22 protein-coding genes are annotated in these 17,852 nt (G+C 69.9%); 6 read left to right on the top strand and 16 right to left on the bottom strand.

The window, feature by feature from the left end; all coding sequences use genetic code 11:
* Positions 1 to 101: 101 nt before the first annotated feature.
* A complete protein-coding gene (asnB, locus tag CLV68_RS10120) occupies positions 102 to 2,030 on the top strand; it encodes an asparagine synthase (glutamine-hydrolyzing) (protein WP_121390109.1) in 1,929 nt (642 codons plus the stop codon).
* Between the two features lie 284 nt (positions 2,031 to 2,314).
* On the opposite strand, the gene CLV68_RS10115 is transcribed toward asnB, so the two are convergent.
* The 5 genes from CLV68_RS10115 to CLV68_RS10095 all read right to left on the bottom strand — a co-directional run bounded on the left by CLV68_RS10115 (position 2,315) and on the right by CLV68_RS10095 (position 4,900).
* Complete coding sequence (locus CLV68_RS10115; RefSeq protein WP_170224188.1) at positions 2,315 to 2,749, bottom strand: Imm1 family immunity protein; 435 nt, start codon at positions 2,747 to 2,749, stop codon at positions 2,315 to 2,317.
* Positions 2,746 to 3,540, bottom strand: coding sequence for a DddA-like double-stranded DNA deaminase toxin (locus CLV68_RS10110; protein WP_121390107.1), 795 nt, complete (start codon positions 3,538 to 3,540; stop codon positions 2,746 to 2,748). The genes CLV68_RS10115 and CLV68_RS10110 overlap by 4 nt, the downstream gene beginning before the upstream one ends.
* An 85-nt stretch (positions 3,541 to 3,625) precedes the next feature.
* Positions 3,626 to 3,808, bottom strand: coding sequence for a DUF397 domain-containing protein (locus CLV68_RS10105; RefSeq protein WP_121390106.1), 183 nt, complete (start codon positions 3,806 to 3,808; stop codon positions 3,626 to 3,628).
* A gap of 4 nt (positions 3,809 to 3,812) precedes the next feature.
* Positions 3,813 to 4,001, bottom strand: a complete 189-nt coding sequence (locus CLV68_RS10100; protein ID WP_121390105.1) for a DUF397 domain-containing protein — start codon at positions 3,999 to 4,001, stop codon at positions 3,813 to 3,815.
* Positions 4,002 to 4,006: 5 nt separating this feature from the next.
* Positions 4,007 to 4,900: a helix-turn-helix domain-containing protein gene (locus tag CLV68_RS10095; RefSeq protein WP_121390104.1), complete on the bottom strand. Its 894-nt coding sequence runs from the start codon at positions 4,898 to 4,900 to the stop codon at positions 4,007 to 4,009.
* Between the two features lie 214 nt (positions 4,901 to 5,114).
* Between CLV68_RS10095 and CLV68_RS10090 the strand changes: the two genes are divergently transcribed.
* Positions 5,115 to 5,435 (top strand): hypothetical protein, encoded by a 321-nt coding sequence (locus CLV68_RS10090; protein ID WP_121390103.1) that lies wholly within the window; start codon positions 5,115 to 5,117, stop codon positions 5,433 to 5,435.
* Between the two features lie 64 nt (positions 5,436 to 5,499).
* On the opposite strand, the gene CLV68_RS10085 is transcribed toward CLV68_RS10090, so the two are convergent.
* Positions 5,500 to 6,150 carry a DUF3043 domain-containing protein gene (locus CLV68_RS10085; protein WP_121390102.1) on the bottom strand — a complete coding sequence of 217 codons (651 nt, stop codon included), beginning with the start codon at positions 6,148 to 6,150 and terminating at the stop codon, positions 5,500 to 5,502.
* Positions 6,151 to 6,194: 44 nt separating this feature from the next.
* Between CLV68_RS10085 and CLV68_RS10080 the strand changes: the two genes are divergently transcribed.
* Both CLV68_RS10080 and CLV68_RS10075 read left to right on the top strand, forming a co-directional pair.
* Positions 6,195 to 7,223, top strand: coding sequence for a glycerate kinase family protein (locus CLV68_RS10080; protein WP_121390101.1), 1,029 nt, complete (start codon positions 6,195 to 6,197; stop codon positions 7,221 to 7,223).
* A gap of 122 nt (positions 7,224 to 7,345) precedes the next feature.
* Entirely contained in the window at positions 7,346 to 7,708 is a 363-nt protein-coding gene (locus CLV68_RS10075) for a HesB/IscA family protein (protein ID WP_092775567.1), read from the top strand.
* A 141-nt stretch (positions 7,709 to 7,849) separates the two neighbouring features.
* Here CLV68_RS10075 and CLV68_RS10070 read toward each other — a convergent pair whose 3' ends face one another.
* Positions 7,850 to 8,083 carry a hypothetical protein gene (locus tag CLV68_RS10070; RefSeq protein ID WP_143073385.1) on the bottom strand — a complete coding sequence of 78 codons (234 nt, stop codon included), beginning with the start codon at positions 8,081 to 8,083 and terminating at the stop codon, positions 7,850 to 7,852.
* 208 nt (positions 8,084 to 8,291) lie between these two features.
* Here CLV68_RS10070 and CLV68_RS10065 point away from each other — a divergent pair, with 208 nt between their 5' ends.
* Complete coding sequence (locus CLV68_RS10065; protein ID WP_170224355.1) at positions 8,292 to 9,227, top strand: carbohydrate kinase family protein; 936 nt, start codon at positions 8,292 to 8,294, stop codon at positions 9,225 to 9,227.
* 90 nt (positions 9,228 to 9,317) lie between these two features.
* Here the strand turns inward: CLV68_RS10065 and CLV68_RS10060 are convergent, their stop codons facing one another.
* Complete coding sequence (locus CLV68_RS10060) at positions 9,318 to 9,584, bottom strand: helix-turn-helix domain-containing protein (protein WP_121391089.1); 267 nt, start codon at positions 9,582 to 9,584, stop codon at positions 9,318 to 9,320.
* Positions 9,585 to 9,630: 46 nt separating this feature from the next.
* On the opposite strand from CLV68_RS10060, the gene map reads away from it, so the two are divergent.
* Positions 9,631 to 10,395, top strand: a complete 765-nt coding sequence (map, locus tag CLV68_RS10055; RefSeq protein ID WP_121390099.1) for a type I methionyl aminopeptidase — start codon at positions 9,631 to 9,633, stop codon at positions 10,393 to 10,395.
* 43 nt (positions 10,396 to 10,438) lie between these two features.
* Here map and CLV68_RS10050 read toward each other — a convergent pair whose 3' ends face one another.
* From CLV68_RS10050 to CLV68_RS10015, 8 genes are all read right to left on the bottom strand, one after another.
* Positions 10,439 to 10,645: an FmdB family zinc ribbon protein gene (locus tag CLV68_RS10050; protein WP_121390098.1), complete on the bottom strand. Its 207-nt coding sequence runs from the start codon at positions 10,643 to 10,645 to the stop codon at positions 10,439 to 10,441.
* A 13-nt stretch (positions 10,646 to 10,658) separates the two neighbouring features.
* A complete protein-coding gene (locus CLV68_RS10045) occupies positions 10,659 to 12,440 on the bottom strand; it encodes a 3-hydroxyacyl-CoA dehydrogenase family protein (protein WP_121390097.1) in 1,782 nt (593 codons plus the stop codon).
* A gap of 114 nt (positions 12,441 to 12,554) precedes the next feature.
* Positions 12,555 to 13,196, bottom strand: a complete 642-nt coding sequence (gene dhaM / locus CLV68_RS10040) for a dihydroxyacetone kinase phosphoryl donor subunit DhaM (protein ID WP_121390096.1) — start codon at positions 13,194 to 13,196, stop codon at positions 12,555 to 12,557.
* Positions 13,193 to 13,822 carry a dihydroxyacetone kinase subunit DhaL gene (gene dhaL, locus CLV68_RS10035; protein ID WP_121391088.1) on the bottom strand — a complete coding sequence of 210 codons (630 nt, stop codon included), beginning with the start codon at positions 13,820 to 13,822 and terminating at the stop codon, positions 13,193 to 13,195. Before dhaL ends, dhaM begins: the two co-directional genes overlap by 4 nt.
* Positions 13,822 to 14,811: a dihydroxyacetone kinase subunit DhaK gene (gene dhaK, locus CLV68_RS10030; protein ID WP_121390095.1), complete on the bottom strand. Its 990-nt coding sequence runs from the start codon at positions 14,809 to 14,811 to the stop codon at positions 13,822 to 13,824. Before dhaK ends, dhaL begins: the two co-directional genes overlap by 1 nt.
* A gap of 34 nt (positions 14,812 to 14,845) precedes the next feature.
* Positions 14,846 to 15,835 (bottom strand): DUF3558 family protein, encoded by a 990-nt coding sequence (locus CLV68_RS10025; protein WP_121390094.1) that lies wholly within the window; start codon positions 15,833 to 15,835, stop codon positions 14,846 to 14,848.
* Positions 15,836 to 15,880: 45 nt separating this feature from the next.
* Positions 15,881 to 16,144, bottom strand: a complete 264-nt coding sequence (locus tag CLV68_RS10020; protein WP_121390093.1) for a hypothetical protein — start codon at positions 16,142 to 16,144, stop codon at positions 15,881 to 15,883.
* Positions 16,145 to 16,155: 11 nt separating this feature from the next.
* Positions 16,156 to 17,844, bottom strand: a complete 1,689-nt coding sequence (locus CLV68_RS10015; protein ID WP_121390092.1) for a sodium:solute symporter family protein — start codon at positions 17,842 to 17,844, stop codon at positions 16,156 to 16,158.
* Positions 17,845 to 17,852: the final 8 nt, after the last annotated feature.

Here is a 17,852-nt window from a genome sequence, read left to right as displayed (position 1 = left end):
GCGCGGGCAACCACGCCCGGCATACTGACGTCTTCCCCGCCGGACATCCTGGTTCACCCGGCTCGGTGCCGGAGCTCGACACGGAGAGGTGCGCGAGAAGCGTGTGCGGTCTGCTTGGCCTGGTCTGCCCTTCTGAGATGGACGCCGCTGCGGCGCGGTCGGCGGTGGGCGCGGCGATGCGCTGCCAGCGCCACCGCGGCCCGGACGAGAGCGGCACGTGGACCGGCGGTGAGGTCGTCTTCGGCTTCAACCGGCTGTCCATGATCGACCTGGAGCACTCCCACCAGCCACTGCCGTGGGGGCCGCCGGAGACGCCGCAGCGGTACACGCTGCTGTTCAACGGCGAGATCTACAACTACCTGGAGCTGCGCGCGGAGCTGACCGAGCGGCACGGCGCCCGGTTCCTCACCGACGGTGACAGCGAGACGATCGTCGCGGCGTACCACTACTGGGGCGAGGCGGCGGTCACCCGGCTGCGCGGCATGTTCGCGTTCCTGATCTGGGACTCGCAGAAGCAGACCCTGTTCGGCGCGCGCGACCCGTTCGGCATCAAGCCGCTGTACTACGCCGCCGGCCCCGGTGGGGTGGCGTTCTCCAGCGAGAAGAAGTCGATCCTGGAGCTGGCGCCGCTGCTGGGCATCAAGCAGGAGCTGGACCGGCGGTCGCTGCAGCACTACCTGACGCTGCAGTACGTGCCGGAGCCCGCGTCGATGCACACCGCTGTTCACCGGATCGAGTCCGGCACCTGCTTCACGCTGGTGCCGGGCGAGGAGCCGGTCACCAAGCGCTACTGGCAGCCGCGGTTCTCCCCCACCCCGGTGCGCGGCCCGGCCGACGCCGAGGCGCTGTACCAGCGGATCGCCGACGTCATGAGCGACTCGGTCCGGATGCACATGCGCGCCGACGTCACCGTGGGCTCGTTCCTCTCCGGCGGCATCGACTCGACCGCGATCGCCGCGCTGGCCCGCGAGCACAACCCGGACCTGGTGACCTTCACCACCGGCTTCGAGCGCCAGGGCTACTCCGAGGTCGACGTCGCGGCGGAGTCCGCGGCCGCGATCGGGGTCAAGCACGTGGTCCGCACGGTGTCGGCGCACGAGATGATGGACGCGCTGCCGCTGATCGTCTGGTACCTCGACGACCCGGTGGCCGACCCGGCGCTGGTGCCGCTGTGGTTCATCGCCCGCGAGGCCCGCAAGCACGTGAAGGTCGTGCTGTCCGGCGAGGGCGCCGACGAGCTGTTCGGCGGGTACACGATCTACCGGGAGCCGCTGTCGCTGGCACCGTTCGAGCGCGTGCCGGGTTCCCTGCGCAAGTTCATGGGCCGCGTCTCGGCGAAGATCCCCGAGGGCACCCGCGGCAAGGACCTCCTGCGCCGTGGCTCGCTCTCGCTGGAGGAGCGCTACTACGGCAACGCCCGCATCTTCCGCGACGACCAACTGCGCGGGGTGCTCCGCACGTTCGACCCAGGCGTGGGCCACCGCGACGTCACCGCCCCGCACTACCGCGAGTCGGTCTCGTGGGACCCGGTCACCCGAATGCAGCACGTCGACCTGTTCACCTGGCTCCGCGGCGACATCCTCGTCAAGGCCGACAAGGTGACCATGGCCAACTCCCTGGAACTCCGGGTCCCGTTCCTGGACCCCGAGGTCTTCCGCGTGGCGGCGGAGGTACCCCTTGAGGAGAAGATCACCAAGGAGACCACCAAGTTCGCCCTCCGCCAGGCGCTGCGCCGGATCGTGCCCGCGCACGTGCTGAACCGCCGCAAACTGGGCTTCCCGGTCCCGATCCGGCTGTGGCTCAAGGACGAGATGTACGAGTGGGCCCGCGACATCGTGATGGCCTCGCAGACCGACGCGCTGATCGACAAGAACGCGGTCATGCGGCTGCTGGAGGAGCACAGGTCGGGCACGCTGGACCACAGTCGGCGGATCTGGGCGCTGCTGGTGTTCATGCTGTGGCACGGCATCTTCATCGAGCGCCGCATCACGCCGGTGGTGCCTGAGCCGCATTACCCGGTGAAGCTCTAGTCGGACTTCGAGGGGCCGCCATCCTGACCGGGGTGGCGGCCCCTCCTGGTTTGCAGCCGCATTGGGCTATTAGTCAACTGACTTGCGGGCAAGTACAGCGGCGAGATTCCTGCGGCTGGTGAGGGTGTTGGGATGATCCGTGCCAAGCACCCTCACGCATACCTCAAGAACCACTCGCTGTTCGGCCTCAGCCACTAAAACGCCCAATCGCGCCAGCACAGTCGCCCGAGCCCCCTCCCGCACGACCACCACACCGTACGCCGCACCACGGTGGGGAGGGCCTGCTAGGACCGGGACCTCAGCGAGGCACCTGGTTCCCACTCGACACAAGTCGGCCGCTGACCCGTGTCCAGGTACTCGACCACGGCGGCCAGCACCAGTTCCACGGGCACTTCCGCGTGGGGTCGGATAAGCGCGGGGTGCAGTCCCGCACTGCGGTACTCCACCCAGTCGGCGTTGGTCCCCGTGGTCGGGACGAGCACGTCCGCACCGTCGTGCCACTGGAGGAAGCCCACGGCGTTGTGCACACCGAAGGCCAGTGTCGGCCCCTCTTCCTCGGTTTCGGGGTCTGGCCGGGTTTCGCCCAGTTCCCACATCCATCCGACATCCACGCCTGCCGCGTTGAGCGCGGACACCTCTCCGACCACGTCGACATCGTCCGAGAGTTCGTCCCGGGCGATGAAACCCCAGTGGGTGATGGGTGCGCGGGAATCGGTCACCACTTCGCCTTCCCGTGGTACGTGCGTGTGAAGGGTTCGCCGTTGCGGTCGGTCCCGAGGACCGTGAGCGTACGACCCGTCGGCAGGCATCGGGGGATCGACGTGTGGCAGCCCGGTGGATCTCCTTGCTCGGAGCCGCAAGGGGCGTGATTGATGATCACCTGGCCGTGTCGGGATCCCAGGCTCACCATCATGGCGATCACCTTCATCTCCACGTGGTGAGCCACGAACGCCGCACGCCGCGGGTCCAGGTCTGCCATCCGTTCAGCCGATGCCTCGGCCCACGGGTCGTTCGGGGTGGCTGTGATCTCGCCGATGTGGGCGCCGTCGAGCTGGATCCACCCGGCGATCGGCATCCCCGAACCGCGAACCACTCGCCTCTGGAGGGCTTCGTGGTACGGAATGGCTTCCTCGGGGTAGAGGTCGCCGTGCTGGTTCGCGACGTAGGCGCCTGCCGGGCCGCGTACCGGGCTCATGGGGCCTGGCGGAATGGTCCTCGGAGCAGCACTCGCCTGCGAGGAACCGATGCCTGTGGTCCGCGAGTGATGGGCGATGGCTTGACCAACCAGGTCGACAGCCAGCCCCAGCGCTTCCCGGAGTGCGTCGAGCTTGGCCCGAACCTCCGCGAGTGACCGGACCACCTCGCTGTGCCGGGCCGCGTCGCCCAGCAGGCGGTATGCCTCGGCTTCGATCTCGGCGACCTTCAGCTCGACACCACGCGTCCAGCCCCGCTTCACCAGCAGCCCGTTGCGCACCTGTCGCAACCGCCGAACCTCGTCCGGGATCGCCACGAGTGGAACCCTCCTCGCAAAGGATCACCGATACCGGGGCTGCGCGGGCAGGTCGCCCGTCCGGTGTGGACGGGCGACCTGGGGACTACTTGAGTGAGGCCAGCGCCTTGGTCCACGCGCTGGTGGGGAACACGATCAGGCCGCTAGCAGGAGACTTGGAGTCCCGGACGGCGATGAGGCCGGGGCGGGAACCCACCTCCACGCATTGACCGCCGTTGGTGCTGCTGCGGGTGGACTTGCGGAACGGGACCGTGGCCCAGTCGGTCATGGGGTCAGCTCCTTGTGGTTGTGGACATCAACCCTGCCCAGGCGCTAGCGGGGAGCACGATCAGGCCACCGGTGGGGGACTTCGAGTCCCGGACGGCGACCAAGCCGGGGCGGAAGCCCACCTCTACGCAGTCGCCGCCGTTGGTGCCGCTGCGGCTGGACTTGCGGAACGGGACCGTGGCCCAGTCAGACATAGCTGTCATCTCCCTGTCGTTGCCACCGCGGCGTACTCGTTCGCCACGGTTTCCACCAAGTGTCGCGATTCCACCGGCCCGAGGGCTACCCCCTGCAATCTTCCAAACAGCTCGCTGTAACGGCGAACCGTCTCCGGTGGCTTGTCGAGGTAGGCGGCGTCGGAGTACATCTCCAGGTAGACGATGTCATTGGCCATCTCATGGCCGAATCGGAAGAGCGTGAACGGAGCACTCCAAGGCTCGTAGGAACGGCTGTCCAGCGGTATGACCTGGAGGGTCACATTCGGGTACGCGGCGACCTCGGCCAAGTGCCTCAATTGCTCGGCCATGATCGCTGGGCCGCCGAACTGGCGGCGTAGCGACGACTCGCTGAGTACCCAGGCGAACCGGGCAGCGTCATCCCTGGTCAGCAAGGTTCGCCGGTCAGCACGAACGCGCAGAGTGGCATCCATCTCGTCGCCAGCGGCCTCGGTGCCCTGGGCGTCGAACATGGCCCGGATGTAGTTGTCGGTTTGCAGGATGCCGGGAACGACCTCCGCGCCGACCGCCTTGATCTCGCTGGCGTCGGTCTCCAGGTCCCGGAAGGCGCGGAACCAGCGCGGTCCCAGGTAGAGCGTCGTCTCGCCGGTTGGCCTGCCGCGCTTGGGTTTGGAGAGGCGGGACAGTTCTCGGCACCAGAGGCGGTCCTTCTCCGATGCCTGGTAGCGCTCCAGCAGCACGTCCAGGTCGGTCTTGTCGATGCCGATCTTCCCCGACTCGACGCGGCTGATCTTGTTGCCCGCCTTGCCCAGGTGCTCGGCGGCTTCGTCCTGGGTCAGACCGGCCAGTTCGCGGAGCCGCAGCAGCTCCGCGCCGAGCAGCCGCCGCTGCATGCTGATCGACCGCGATGGGCTCGTCATGGCCGTAGATCCTTCCACAGCCGATCACGTTGAGTGACCCGCACCGGATCACTCGTTTAGGTGACTATACAAACTGGAGTTCCACAATAAGCTCATCAGCACTGGGTAGCCAGTGACGCTGGCAAATCGTGAAGGTGCACGGTTGTGACCGTAACCGTTGCGGCGACGACAAGAACCAGCGGGGTCCAATATTAGCCCACGACGGAGGCAATTCATGACCACCATCACCACCGCCGCCTGCGCCAGGCCCCCGGCCTGCGACGAGCCCGAGTTCGCCGCCCTGCTCGCGGACGCCGTGGCCGACGAGGCCCCCCGCGTCTTCGCCATCGTCGAGGAGTTCGGCGACCGCCACGACGCCCGCATCGCCGCCTGGGGCATGGCCTTCCCCGAGCGCGCCGAACTGGTCGGCATCTACCGCCCCCTGCGGATGACGCTCACCGCCCCCGAGTCCGCGCTCCCCCTCTTCACCCGCGACAACACCCAGGCCCGCCTCGTCTGGGCAGCCCCAGCCCCGGAAACCCCCGACGAGACCTGAGCCCCCTCCGCACAGACGTGTGGGGCCGCTCCCCGGAGGAAACGGCCCCACACGTCGGGTAGAGCTAGACGGCGGTACCCGGTGTGACCCGCGGCTTGGGCACGCGCAGCTTGCGCAGCTGGGTCGCCCGCACGAAGGCGTACCACCCGATCCCGGCGCCGCCGACGGTCTCCTTCGGGAACTTCTCGCGGACGCGGCGCACCACGCGGCGCCCGTTCAGCACGGCTTCGACGACCATCGCGACCAGCATCACCAGGCAGACCAGGGTCGCGTACTGCTGGACCACCAGCGAGGTCGACAGCAGCGACACGAACACCAGGATCGCCAGCGGCATGAACAGGCCCAGCAGGTTGCGCTTGCTGTCGACCAGGTCTCGCACGTACGCCTTGACCGGCCCGCGGTCGCGCGGCATCAGGTACCGGTCGTCGCCGTCGGCCATCCGGCGGCGCTGCTCGGCGCGCTGTTCGCGGCGCTGCGCGGAGAGGGCCTTGCGGTCCTCCTTGTTGCCGCGCGCACGCTTGAGCGCCTCACGCGTCGTCTTCGGCGGTGGCGCTACCGGGCCGCGCTTACGCCCCTCGGCTTCGCGGCGCTTGGGGGTCGGCTTGCCCTTACCGGGCGTGTGGCCCCTGGGCGCAGCGTCGCCGACTGTGACGGCGTCATCCCCCACCTCGGTGGCTTCGGACTTGTCGGCGGAATTGCGGCGCAGGAACCTCACGCCGACAAGGGTAGGACAAGCCCGTCGGTCGCTACGCTGCGCCCGTGCGAGTCGTCATCGCTCCCGACTGCTTCGGCGGGACGCTCACCTCAGCCCAGGCCGCCGACGCGATCGCCGCGGGGTGGCGGCGGGGCGCCCCGGCCCACAGCCTGGTGACCCGTCCACTGGCCGACGGCGGGACCGGGTTCGTCGAGGTGCTGCTGGGCGCCCTGGAAGCCGCCACACCCCACCTGACCTCGGTGACCGGGCCGTTGGGCGAGCCCGTCGACGCCAAGTGGCTGACCCACGACGGGGTCGCCTACCTGGAGTCGGCGGAGGCGGTCGGCCTGCACCTCGTGCCCGACGACCGGCGCGTCGAGGCGTGCGAGACGGCCACGACCAGGGGCGTCGGTGAACTGGTGCTGGCCGCGCGCGACACCGGGGTGTCGCGGGTGGTGATCGGGCTGGGCGGCTCGGCGACCACGGACGGCGGACGCGGCGCGCTGGAAGTGCTGGACGGTCCGCTGCCGGAGCTGTTCGCGGCGGTCGACGTGGAGAACCCGCTGCTCGGCCCGCACGGCGCGGCGGCGACGTTCGGTCCGCAGAAGGGCGCGGACGAGGCGGCGGTCGACCGGCTGGAGGCGCGGCTGGCGGCCTGGGCGGACGAGGTCGCGATCCGGTACGGGGCAGACCCGCGGGAACGGCCAGGGGCGGGCGCGGCCGGTGGACTGGGGTTCGCGTTGATGGCGCTGGGGGCGTCGGTGGTGTCCGGCGCGGAGGTGGTGCAGGCGGCGACCCGGCTCGACCACGTGCTGGACCGGGCCGACCTGGTCGTCACCGGTGAGGGCAGCTTCGACTGGCAGTCGCTGCGCGGGAAGCTGGTGACGTCGGTGGCGCGGTCGGCGGCGGAGCGGGGCGTGCCGTGCGTGGTGCTCGCCGGTCAGGTGTCGGTGGGTCGCAGGCAGGCCGGTGCGATCGGGGTCGCGGAGGCGCACGCGGTCGCCGAACACGCGGGCTCGGTGGACGCCGCGTTGTTCGACCCCGTGGGAACCCTGGCTGACCTGGCCGAACACGTGGCGAGGCAGTGGCGGTGACCGCATCCGTGCCGCTCGGGGTCCCGGGTGTGCCACCATGGACGCGGTAGGCACGGAACAAAGGCCGGGCGAGCGCTGTTGAGTCGGTTACGAGCCCGCGTAGGACTTTCCCAGGGAGAACGATGACCACCGCTCAGGAGACTGGCACCGAGGCGGCGACCCACGGTGTCGAACTGTCCGCCGCCGCCGCCGTCAAGGCCAAGGCCCTGCTCGAGCAGGAGGGCCGCGACGACATGCACCTGCGCATCGCCGTTCAGCCCGGTGGCTGTGCGGGTCTGCGCTACCAGCTGTTCTTCGACGAGCGCACCCTCGACGGGGACCTGTTCCGCGACTTCGACGGCCTGAAGGTCGCCGTGGACCGGATGAGTGCCCCGTACGTGCAGGGCGCGACCATCGACTTCGTCGACACGATCGAGAAGCAGGGTTTCACCATCGACAACCCGAACGCGGGCGGCAGCTGCGCCTGCGGCGACTCGTTCCACTAGTCGTTGCGCCGCGAAGGGCCCGTGACCTGGTCACGGGCCCTTCGCGCGTCTCGGGTCCGCCTGGTCGCCTCGTCTGTCCGGGCGGCGATGCGCCCGCCGAGCCGGGAACGGTGCCGGGCGGGGGCGGGCGGCGGGGGAGAGTTATACGTATTCGTCGAGGTCGGCTACCTGGGCGTGGGTGGCGTCGTCGACCTGCCAGGGGGCTGGGACGCGCGGGCCGGGTAGCGCCGGGCGGTGGTGGGTGAGCTCCGGTGGGATGCCCGCGCAGTCGGCGATGAGCTCGCCCATGCTCTCCGGCAGCTGCGCGGCCCGGTGATGTGGCGAGGATTCCGGTTCTGCGTCGACCAGGGTCCTCACCTGCTGTGATGCGCTCATCCTGGCCACGCTAGGCCCCGATGGCGGCAGTTCCCAGTGGTACCAGGCGGTAGTGTTCGAAGGTGATCGGATGCCACCCGGGTGGGTGGTAGAACCGCATGACCGCGCCGAGCCTGGTTCGACGTCGATCAGGCGTCGCCGGGCCGAGGAGACAGGGAGGGCTCCCGTGCCCGTTGCCGTCACCGGAAGCATCGCCACAGACCACCTGATGCACTTCCCGGGGAAGTTCGCCGAGCAACTCGTCACCGAACAGCTGCACCGCATCTCGCTGAGCTTCCTCGTCGACGACCTCGTCGTGCGGCGCGGCGGCAACGGCGCCAACATCGCCTTCGCCCTCGGGGTGCTGGGCACCAACCCGGTCCTGGTGGGCGCGGCGGGCGACGACTTCGCCGACTACCGCTCCTGGCTGGACCGCCACGGCGTCAACACCTCGGGCGTCCACGTCTCCGAGGTCGCCAACACCGCGCGTTTCGTGTGCACCACCGACGACGACCAGTGCCAGATCGCGTCCTTCTACGCGGGCGCGATGTCGGAGGCCCGCCAGATCGAACTCGCCCCCATCGCGGCGGCCGTCGGCGGTCTCGACCTCGTCCTGATCAGCCCGAACGACCCCGCCGCCATGCTCCGCCACGCCGCGGAGAGCCGTGAACGCGGCTACACCTTCGCGGTGGACCCGTCCCAGCAACTGGCGCGCATGGACGGCGACCAGATCCGCGAGTTCATCACCGGCGCGGACTACCTGTTCGGCAACGACTACGAGTGGGAACTGCTGCGCCGCAAGACGGGCTGGTCCGAGTCCGAGGTCATGTCCCGCGTCGGCCTCCGCATCACAACCCTGGGCGAGAAGGGCGTGGAGATCGTCACCCAGGACGGGACGTCCTTGCAGGTCGGCGCCGTGCCGGAACTCGCGAAGGTAGACCCGACCGGCGTCGGCGACGGCTTCCGCGCGGGCTTCTTGGCGGCGCTTACGCAGGGGTTGAGCCTTGAGCGGGCGGCCCAGTTGGGCTCAATGGTCGCGGTCCTGGTCCTGGAGGCGGACGGCCCCCAGGAGTGGAAGTACGCCAAGCCCACGGCGGTGTCGCGCATCAGCGAGGCTTTCGGCCCTGAGGCAGGCACCGAGATCGCCGCCATCCTGCCTGGCTGACCTCTCAGCTTCTCGGGGCCGTCACCTACTTGGGTGGCGGCCCCGTTCATGTCAACAGGCCACTGATGCATGCCTGGGCGGTGCGCCAGGTCAGGCCGTGAGTTGGTCTGGTTGCGCAGGCGCGGTGGCGGTGATCAGGTCGGCCAGGGGTAGGTCCACCGCGCCTGCGATGGCGGCGACGGTGAAGAAGGCGGGGGTGGGGACTCGGCCGCGTTCGATCTTGCGGAGGGTTTCGACGGAGATTCCGGCGGCGGCGGCTACCTCGACCATGCTGCGGGGGCCGCGGGCGGTGCGCAGGAGGGTGCCGAGGAGTTCGCCGCGGAGGCGTTCGTCGGGGCTGAGTGGGGGCCGGACCATGGGTGCCATGCTAGCGCGGGATAGCTATACCGGTATAGTTATCCGCATGATCGAGCTGAAGACCGCGGCCGAACTGGACGCGATGCGGGTTGCGGGACGGGTGGTCGCCACGGCGTTGACGCGGGTGCGGGCGGCCGCGGGCGTGGGGGTCACGCTGCTGGAGTTGGACGAGGTGGCGCGGGACGTGCTGGCCGAGCACAAGGCGGGGTCGTCGTTCCTGGACTACCTGCCCGCGTTCGCGCCGACCCCGTACCCGGCCGTCCTGTGCACCTCGGTGAACGACGCGATCGTGCACGGCATCCCCGACCGGACCCGCCTGCGCGACGGCGACCTGCTGAGCATCGACTTCGGCGCCCACGTCGGCGGCTGGCACGGCGACGCGGCGATGTCCTTCGTCGTCGGCACGCCCGACCCCGCGGACCTGCGCCTGATCGAGACCGCCGAACGGGCCCTCGCGGCGGCGATCGGGGTGGCCGTCCCCGGCAACCGCCTCGGCGACATCGGCAACGCCATCGGCACGATCGCGCGCGGCGCGGGCTACGGCATCCCCCCGGACTTCGGCGGGCACGGCATCGGCCGCTCCATGCACGAGTCCCCGTCGGTCCCCAACGAGGCCCGCCCCGGCCGCGGCCTGCGCCTGCGCGCGGGCATGGTCCTGGCCATCGAGCCCATGCTGCACGCGGGCACCGACCCCTTCACCACCGACGACGACGGCTGGACCCTGCGCACCACCGACGGCCGCCGAGCCGCCCACGTAGAACACACCGTCGCCATCACCGACGACGGCCCCCGGATCCTCACGACCCTCTAACTCCCGCCAGGCAGCATCGGACGGCCTGGCACACATTCCTGCCCTAGCCGCAACAACCCCCACCGCAGCAGCCGCCGCCCGCAGGGGGTGCCCCCGCGCCGGAACGGCCCGACAGGCCCGCCATGGTCAGGAGCTTGACGGTGTCGTGGTGGCCGTCGGGGCAGGGGGCGGGGTCGTTGGCGGCGATCATGGGGCGGTTGACGTCGTAGGTGGCGCCGCATTCGCGGCAGCGGAACTCGTAGGTGGGCACGGGGTCATTATCCTCACCGGCTGTAGTCGCGGAAACCCTTCCCGGTTTTGCGGCCCAGTCGGCCCGCGGTGACCAGGTGCTCCAGCAGGGGCGCGGGGGCGTAGCCGGACTCGTGGAACTCGTCGTAGAGGGTCCGCTCGATGGCCAGTGACACGTCGAGGCCGACCACGTCGAGCAGTTCGAACGGTCCCATCGGCAGCCCGCAGCCGACCTTCATCGCGGTGTCGATGTCGTCGGCGTCGGCGTAGTGCGCCTCCAGCATGCGCACCGCGTCGTTGAGGTACGGGAACAGCAGCGCGTTGACGATGAACCCGGCCCGGTCGCCGCAGTACACCGGGTGCTTGCCGACCCGCGCGCACACCGCCCCCGCGGTCGCCACGACGTCGGCCCCGGTGGAGATCGTCGAGACGACCTCGACCAGCTTCATCACCGGCGCCGGGTTGAAGAAGTGCAGCCCGATGACGTCCTGCGGTCGGGAGGTCGCCGCCGCGCACTCGATGACCGGCAGTGACGACGTGGTGGTCGCCAGCACCGCGCCCGGCTGCACGACCTCGTCCAACGCGCCGAACACGGCCTGCTTGACCGACAACTCCTCCGCGACCGCCTCGATCACGAGATCGCAGTCGGCCAACTCGGCGAACTCGACCGCAGGCGTGATCCGTCCCAGCGTCGCAGTTCGGTCCTCTTCAGACAGTCTCCCCTTGGCGACCTGGCGGTCGAGCGACTTGCCGACCTTGCCGATCGCCGCAGCCGCCTTCTCGGCCGACCGCGCGCGCAGGATGACGTCAAACCCCTTGCGCGCGAACACTTCCACGATGCCGGTGGCCATGGTCCCGGTTCCGACCACGCCGACCCGCCGCACCTCGCGCACTCCCCTTGCGTCCTCAGAGGACGTTCCGGGCGTCTGCGCGTCGGCCACCACGGTCGGCGAGTCTGGGCCGTCGTAGGTGTAGAAGCCGCGGCCGCTCTTGCGCCCCAACAGACCCGCGGTGATCATCTGCTTGAGGATCGGCGTCGGCGCGTGCAGCCGGTTGCGCGACTGGCCGTACATCGTCTCCAGGATCTCGTACGCGGTGTCTAGCCCGATGAGGTCGAGCAGCGCCAGCGGGCCCATCGGGTAGCCGCAGCCGAACCGCATGGCCGCGTCGAGGTCTTCCCTTGTGGCATAACGGGACTCGTACATGGCGACGGCGTGGTTGAGGTACCCGAACAGCAGCGCGTTCGCGATGAACCCGGCCCGGTCGCCGATCACCACCGGCTCCTTGCCCAACCGCCTGGCGAACTCGACCACGTCGGCGACCACGTCCGGCTCGGTGACGACCGTGCGCACGACCTCGGTCAGCCGGAGCACCGGCGCCGGGTTGAAGAAGTGCAACCCGACCACCTTCCCCGGCCGTCCGGTGTGGACACTGATCTGCGTGACCGAGAGCGACGAGGTGTTCGACGCCAGCACCACCTCGGGCCGCACGATCCGGTCCAACTCGGCGAACAGGCTGGTCTTGAGGTCCAACGACTCCGGGATGGCCTCGATCACCAGGTCGACCTCGGCGAGATCGGCCAACGCGGTGCCATAGCTGATCAACCCCAGCAGGGCGTCGCGCGCCGCACCGTCGAGCTTGCCCTTGGCGACCGCCCGCGAGGTGGAGTGCTCGACGTGCCCGCGCCCCCGCTCCACCCCCGCGGCATCGACGTCAACGGCCACCACGCGCACGCCACTGCGCGCCAGCACCTCGACGATCCCGGCCCCCATGGTGCCCAACCCGACAACGCCGACGATGGTGAACTCCCGCGCCACAGCGACCTCCCGCGTAGCTACCTGCCGGTAACATCTTGCGCCGATGATGCCACGGGGGCTGGGGCCCGCGGCGTGAAGTGCGCCACTGGACCGGTTCCGCTCGACTGCCTCCGGCTAAGCGAAACCGCGTTCGACCAGGCTCTTTGTGCGCTGTAGTGCCTCATCGGCGTCGGGGCCGGTGGCGGCGAGGGCGATGTGGTCGCCGGTCTGGGCGTTGAGGGACATGAGGGCCAGGGGGCTGCGAGCGTCGACCGAGCGGGTGTTGTGGGTGACGGTCACCGCGGCATCGAGATCGGCGAGGGATCTGGCGAGGAGGCCCGCCGGGCGGGCGTGGAGGTCTTCGACCAGGGTGAGTTCGACGCCGTCCACCTGCTCGACGTCCTTGAGGTTGAGTGCACTGGCGGCGGCCGAGAGGACTTCGTCGAGGGTGGCGCCGCCCTGGGCAGCCACGGCCGCGGCGACCGCGCCCTCGACCAGCGGCGCGTCCACCACGGCGGCCTGCTCGGGATCCCCCAGCATCTCCACGGCCAGGTCAGCGACCATCTTCGCGCTGCCGATGTCGTACAGCAGCACCACCCCATCCCCACCCTGCGCCGCCGCGATCCCGTCCGTCACCGCGTCGAGGTCGGTTCCCAGCCCACCGTCGAACCCACCCGCCGCCACCAGCACGACATCCGGCGCCATCGCCGCCGCCACCTCGACCACCCCGGCCGCCAACGCCGCACTATGCGACACGATCACGATGCCAACAGTCACAACCCCACCCCCGATCCCGCCGCCGAGTTGGCGAAGGAGCGCAGCAGCAGCGCCACCGACCGCGCCCCCGGGTCCATGTGCCCAATCGCGCGTTCCCCCAAGTACGAAGCCCGCCCCTTCCGGGCCACCAGAGGAACAGTCGACGAGGCCCCGACATCAGCCGCGGCTGCCGCTGCCGCCAACAAAGCGGCGATGTCCGCACCCCGAGCCGAGGCAGCAGGCGCCAATGCGTCGACCATCGTCTTGTCCCCCACCGCCGCCTTGCCCCGTGCCACCACTCCACCAAGCGCGGCCCCCAATGCCGCGCTCACCAGTTCCGGCGTCAACTCCTCAACAGCACCGACCGCCCCGGCCGCCCGCAAGAACGCCGTCCCGAACAATGGCCCTGCCGCCCCGCCGACCTTCGAGATCAGCACCGACGCCACCAGTTTCAGCACCCCGCCAGGCGTGTCCGGAGTGGACTCAGCCAATGCCGACACCACGAACCCGAACCCCCGCCGCAGGTTCTCGCCGTGATCAGCGTCCCCAATGGCCTGGTCCAGCCGCACAAGCTCGTCCCGGTGCTCCCCGACCACCCCGGCCGCGGCCACCACGGCGGCGGCCACCGAGCGGGCGTCGCAGCCCATCACACGCCCCAGCGCAACGCCGCCGTGTGCACCGGCGCGTCCCACAGGTCGGTCAGCGCGGAATCCAGTCGCAGCACGGTGAAGCTGATGCCCTGCATGTCCAGGCTCGTGACATACGGGCCAACCAGCCGTCGGGTCACCGTGATCCCCCGCGCCGCCAACAACTCCTCGGCGATCCCGTGCGCCAAGTACAGCTCCAGCAGCGGTGTGCCGCCCATGGAGTTCGTGAACAGCAACACCTGATCCCCCGCCGTGAACGGCAAGTCGTCCAGGATCGGCTCCAGCAAAGCGGTCACGAGAGCGGACGCGTCGGCCAGCGGCTCACGGCGGCGGCCGGGCTCTCCGTGGATGCCGATGCCGACCTCCACCTCGTCGTCGGGCAGCACGAAGCTCGGCGAGCCCACGTGCGGCACGGTCGGCGCCGTCAACGCCAGCCCCATCGACCGCGCACCAGCCACCACCGCCTCGGCCAGGCGGGCGCAGGTGTCCAGGTCGGCACCGGCAGCGGCGGCGGCCCCGGCGATCTTCTCCACCAGCACCGTCGCCCCCACGCCCCGGCGCCCGGCCGTGAAGGACGAGTCCTGGACCGCGACGTCGTCGTCGATGAGGACCGTGCGGGTGTTGTCGAGGAACTCGGCGGCGGTCTCGAAGTTGAGGACGTCGCCGGTGTAGTTCTTGACCAGCAGCAGCACGCCCGCTCCCCCGTCGACCTGGGCGGCGGCGGCCTGGATCTGGTCCGGGGTCGGTGAGGTGAACACCGCGCCGGGGCAGGCGGCGTCGAGCATGCCGGGGCCGACGAACCCGCTGTGCAGCGGCTCGTGGCCGGACCCACCACCGGAGATGACGGCGACCTTGCCCGCCACCGGCGTCCCCACCCAGGCCACGACGGCCGGGTCCTGGGTCACTCGCAGCAGGGTGGGGTGTGCGGCGGCCAACCCGCGCAGGGCGTCGGTCACCACGTCGGCCGGGTTGTTGATGATCTTCTTCATCACTCGCCTCCCCCACCCGTTCCTACTCCGCCCGCTACCGCTTGGGCAACCTCGGGATCAGCGACTTGGCCACGGTCTGCACCTTCGCGCACGGGTCCTCGCCCGCCACCTTGTCCGAGTACCGGCTGTAGTCCAGCGCCACGACCTCGGCGCGCTCGTCGTCACCGGGGAACGCGGCGTGCGCCCACTCGACCCGGCAGCGGGCGCCGTCCTTGTCGGGCTTCTGCTGGGCGGTGACGCCGTCGCCCAGGTTGATCGGGGTGGTCCCGGCGGAGTCGGCGATGGTGTCCGGGCGGACACCGATGCGGAAGGTGAGCATGAACGACACACCGTCGCCGTTCCAGGAGCACGCGTGCGCCCCGCTGGGCCGTTTGCGGGAGTTCGCGCCGACCGCGGTCGCGATGACGGTCTCCGAGATCAGCGTGCACGGCTCCAGCTCGACCAGGGTGTTCTTCGCCAGTTCCAGCCGCGGCGGGCTCGTGCGGATCTTGGCGAGCGCCGATTGCAGCACGGCCTTGCCCGGGACGCACAGGTTGCCCTTGTCCCGGCGGCCGACCTGCACCGTGATGCCGCGGTTGGGGTTGGTCTCGGTGATCGCGGTGGCGAAGCACGCGGACTTGTCGTCCAATTCGGACTGGACGTAGGGCAGGCCGTCGATCTCGGAACCCGCGTCGGGTTGGCCGATGGTGAGGTCGCCGACGCTCAGCGTGAAGTTGAGCTCCCTGCCGTCCTTGTCCTTCATGTAGTTCGAGCACTGCGAGAAGTCCCGCAACCTGCTCTCCGCCGGTTGGCCCAGCGGCTTGAGCGCGTCCTCGTCGAGCAGCCCGCACGGGTCGACCCGGCGCAGCACCTCGGGGTCGACGGTGCCGGTCGGGCCGGGCGCCGAGGTGGTCGGCCCGAGGCCGGACCCGGCTGGCACCGTGCGCCGCGGTGACGTGGACTTGGACAGGTCGACCGACGCGCCGCACCCGGCGACGAGCGCCAGCGCCGCACCGGCCGCGATCAGTGATAAGGAACCCCGCACGGGCCAACGGTAACCACCCGCGGCCCGGCCCGTGCGGGGAACCGGTCAGGCGTCCCGTTCGGACTGCTCCGGCTGCTCGCCCTCGGGCACGGTGAGCGGTCGGAGGCGCACCCAGAGTGCGAACAGCAGCGCCACCGCCAGCATCCCGAGGCCCATCCACAGGTTCACGTTCACCCCCGCGGCCTTGTCCAGGTCCGCCTGGGTGGTGAACGCGATGCCCAGCACGGTCAGCACGAACCCGTACACCGCGAACAGCAGCGCCAGCACCCCGCGCAGGTCGAACAGGCCCGCGGCCCGCTTCTCAGCCATGTCCCCGCTCCTCACCAGAAGATGATGTTGAGGGCCAGCGTCACGACCAGCACCCCGGCGGCGAGCACCCCCGGTTTGCGGTACCAGCCCGCGTTCTCGCCGGTGTCGTCGTGGCGCAGCCGCTCACGCGGGGTGAGCGACCACACCAGGCCGACCAGTTCGGCGTCCGGCTTGGGCCGGGTCACCAGCGACACCAGCACGCTGACCGCGATGTCGACCACGAACGCGGCGCTCGCGGCGACGAAGCTCGCGCCCTGCCCGGCCAGGTTCAGCACGTCGTTGCGGTTGAGCACGTCGACGGTGATCGCCGAGGCGGTGCCCGCGATCAGGCCGAGTCCACCGGCCAGCGGGGTCATCCGCTTCCAGAACATGCCGAGCAGGAAGGTCGCGAACAGCGGCGCGTTGAAGAAGCCGAACAGGGTCTGCAGGTAGTCCATGATGTTGGTGAAGTTGCTGGCGATGAACGCGGTGCCGATGGCCACCAGGCAGCCCAGCGCCGTCACCACGCGGCCGACCCTGAGGTAGTACTCGTCGGGTTTGTCCTTGCGGACGTACGCCTGCCACAGGTCGTAGGTGAAGACGGTGTTGAAGGAGCTGACGTTGGCCGCCATGCCCGCCATGAACGCCGCAAGCAGACCGGTGATCGCGATGCCGAGCATGCCGTTGGGCAGCAGGTCGCGGATCAGCAGCAGGATGGCGTTGTTGTAGGTGACCCCGGTGTCCTGGCCCTGCTTGAACGCGGCCAACTCCGGCACCAGCACCGCGGCGATCATGCCGGGGATGATGATGATCAGCGCGATGAAGGTCTTCGGGTACGCGCCGATGAGCGGGGTCCGCCGCGCCGCCGACATGCTCTTGGCCGACATGGCCCGCTGCACCTCGGCGAAGTTGGTCGTCCAGTAGCCGAAGGAGAGCACGAAGCCCAGGCCGAACACGATCCCGAGCACGCTGAGGGTGGCGTTGCCGATGCCGGTGAGGTTCATGCCCGGCCACGAGTTCAGCTGCTCGGACGCGGTGCCCGGCGAGGCGGCGGTGATCTTGGCGACCAGCCCGTCCCAGCCGCCGACCTTGTGCAGCCCCACGAAGGTCAGCGGCAGCATCATCGCCACGATCACGAAGAACTGCATGACCTCGTTGTAGACAGCGGCTTTCAACCCGCCCAACGAGGTGTACGCCAGCACGATGACCGACGCGACGACGACGCTGAGCCACAACGGCCACCCGAGCAGCAGGTTGACCACGGTGGCGAGCGCGAACAGGTTGACCCCGGCGATGAGCACCTGCGCGGCGGCGAAGCTGAGGCCGTTGACCAGGTGCGCGAACTTCCCGAACCGGCGCAGCAGGAACTCGGGGACACTGCGCACTTTCGAGCCGTAGTAGAACGGCATCATCACCAGACCGAGGAACACCATCGCCGGGATGGCACCGATCCAGTAGTAGTGCATCGTCGGGATCCCGTACTGGGCCCCGTTCGCGGTCATCCCGAAGATCTCCACCGCGCCCAGGTTCGCCGAGATGAACGCCAACCCGGTCACCCACGCGGGCAACGACCGCCCGGACAGGAAGAAGTCGAGGCTGCTCGACACCGATCTGCGCGCCAGCGCCCCGATCCCGAGCACCACGACGAAATAGACACCCAGCAGCACGTAGTCGATCGGAGCCGCGTCCAACCGCAGGTCGGCCTCCGCGAGAAGGTGCACACCAACCA

Origin of the sequence: Actinokineospora cianjurensis (assembly GCF_003663795.1) — a bacterium.
GTDB lineage: Bacteria > Actinomycetota > Actinomycetes > Mycobacteriales > Pseudonocardiaceae > Actinokineospora > Actinokineospora terrae.
Note: the sequence above shows the minus strand (reverse complement) of the source record. Positions and strands in the feature narration are given on the sequence as shown.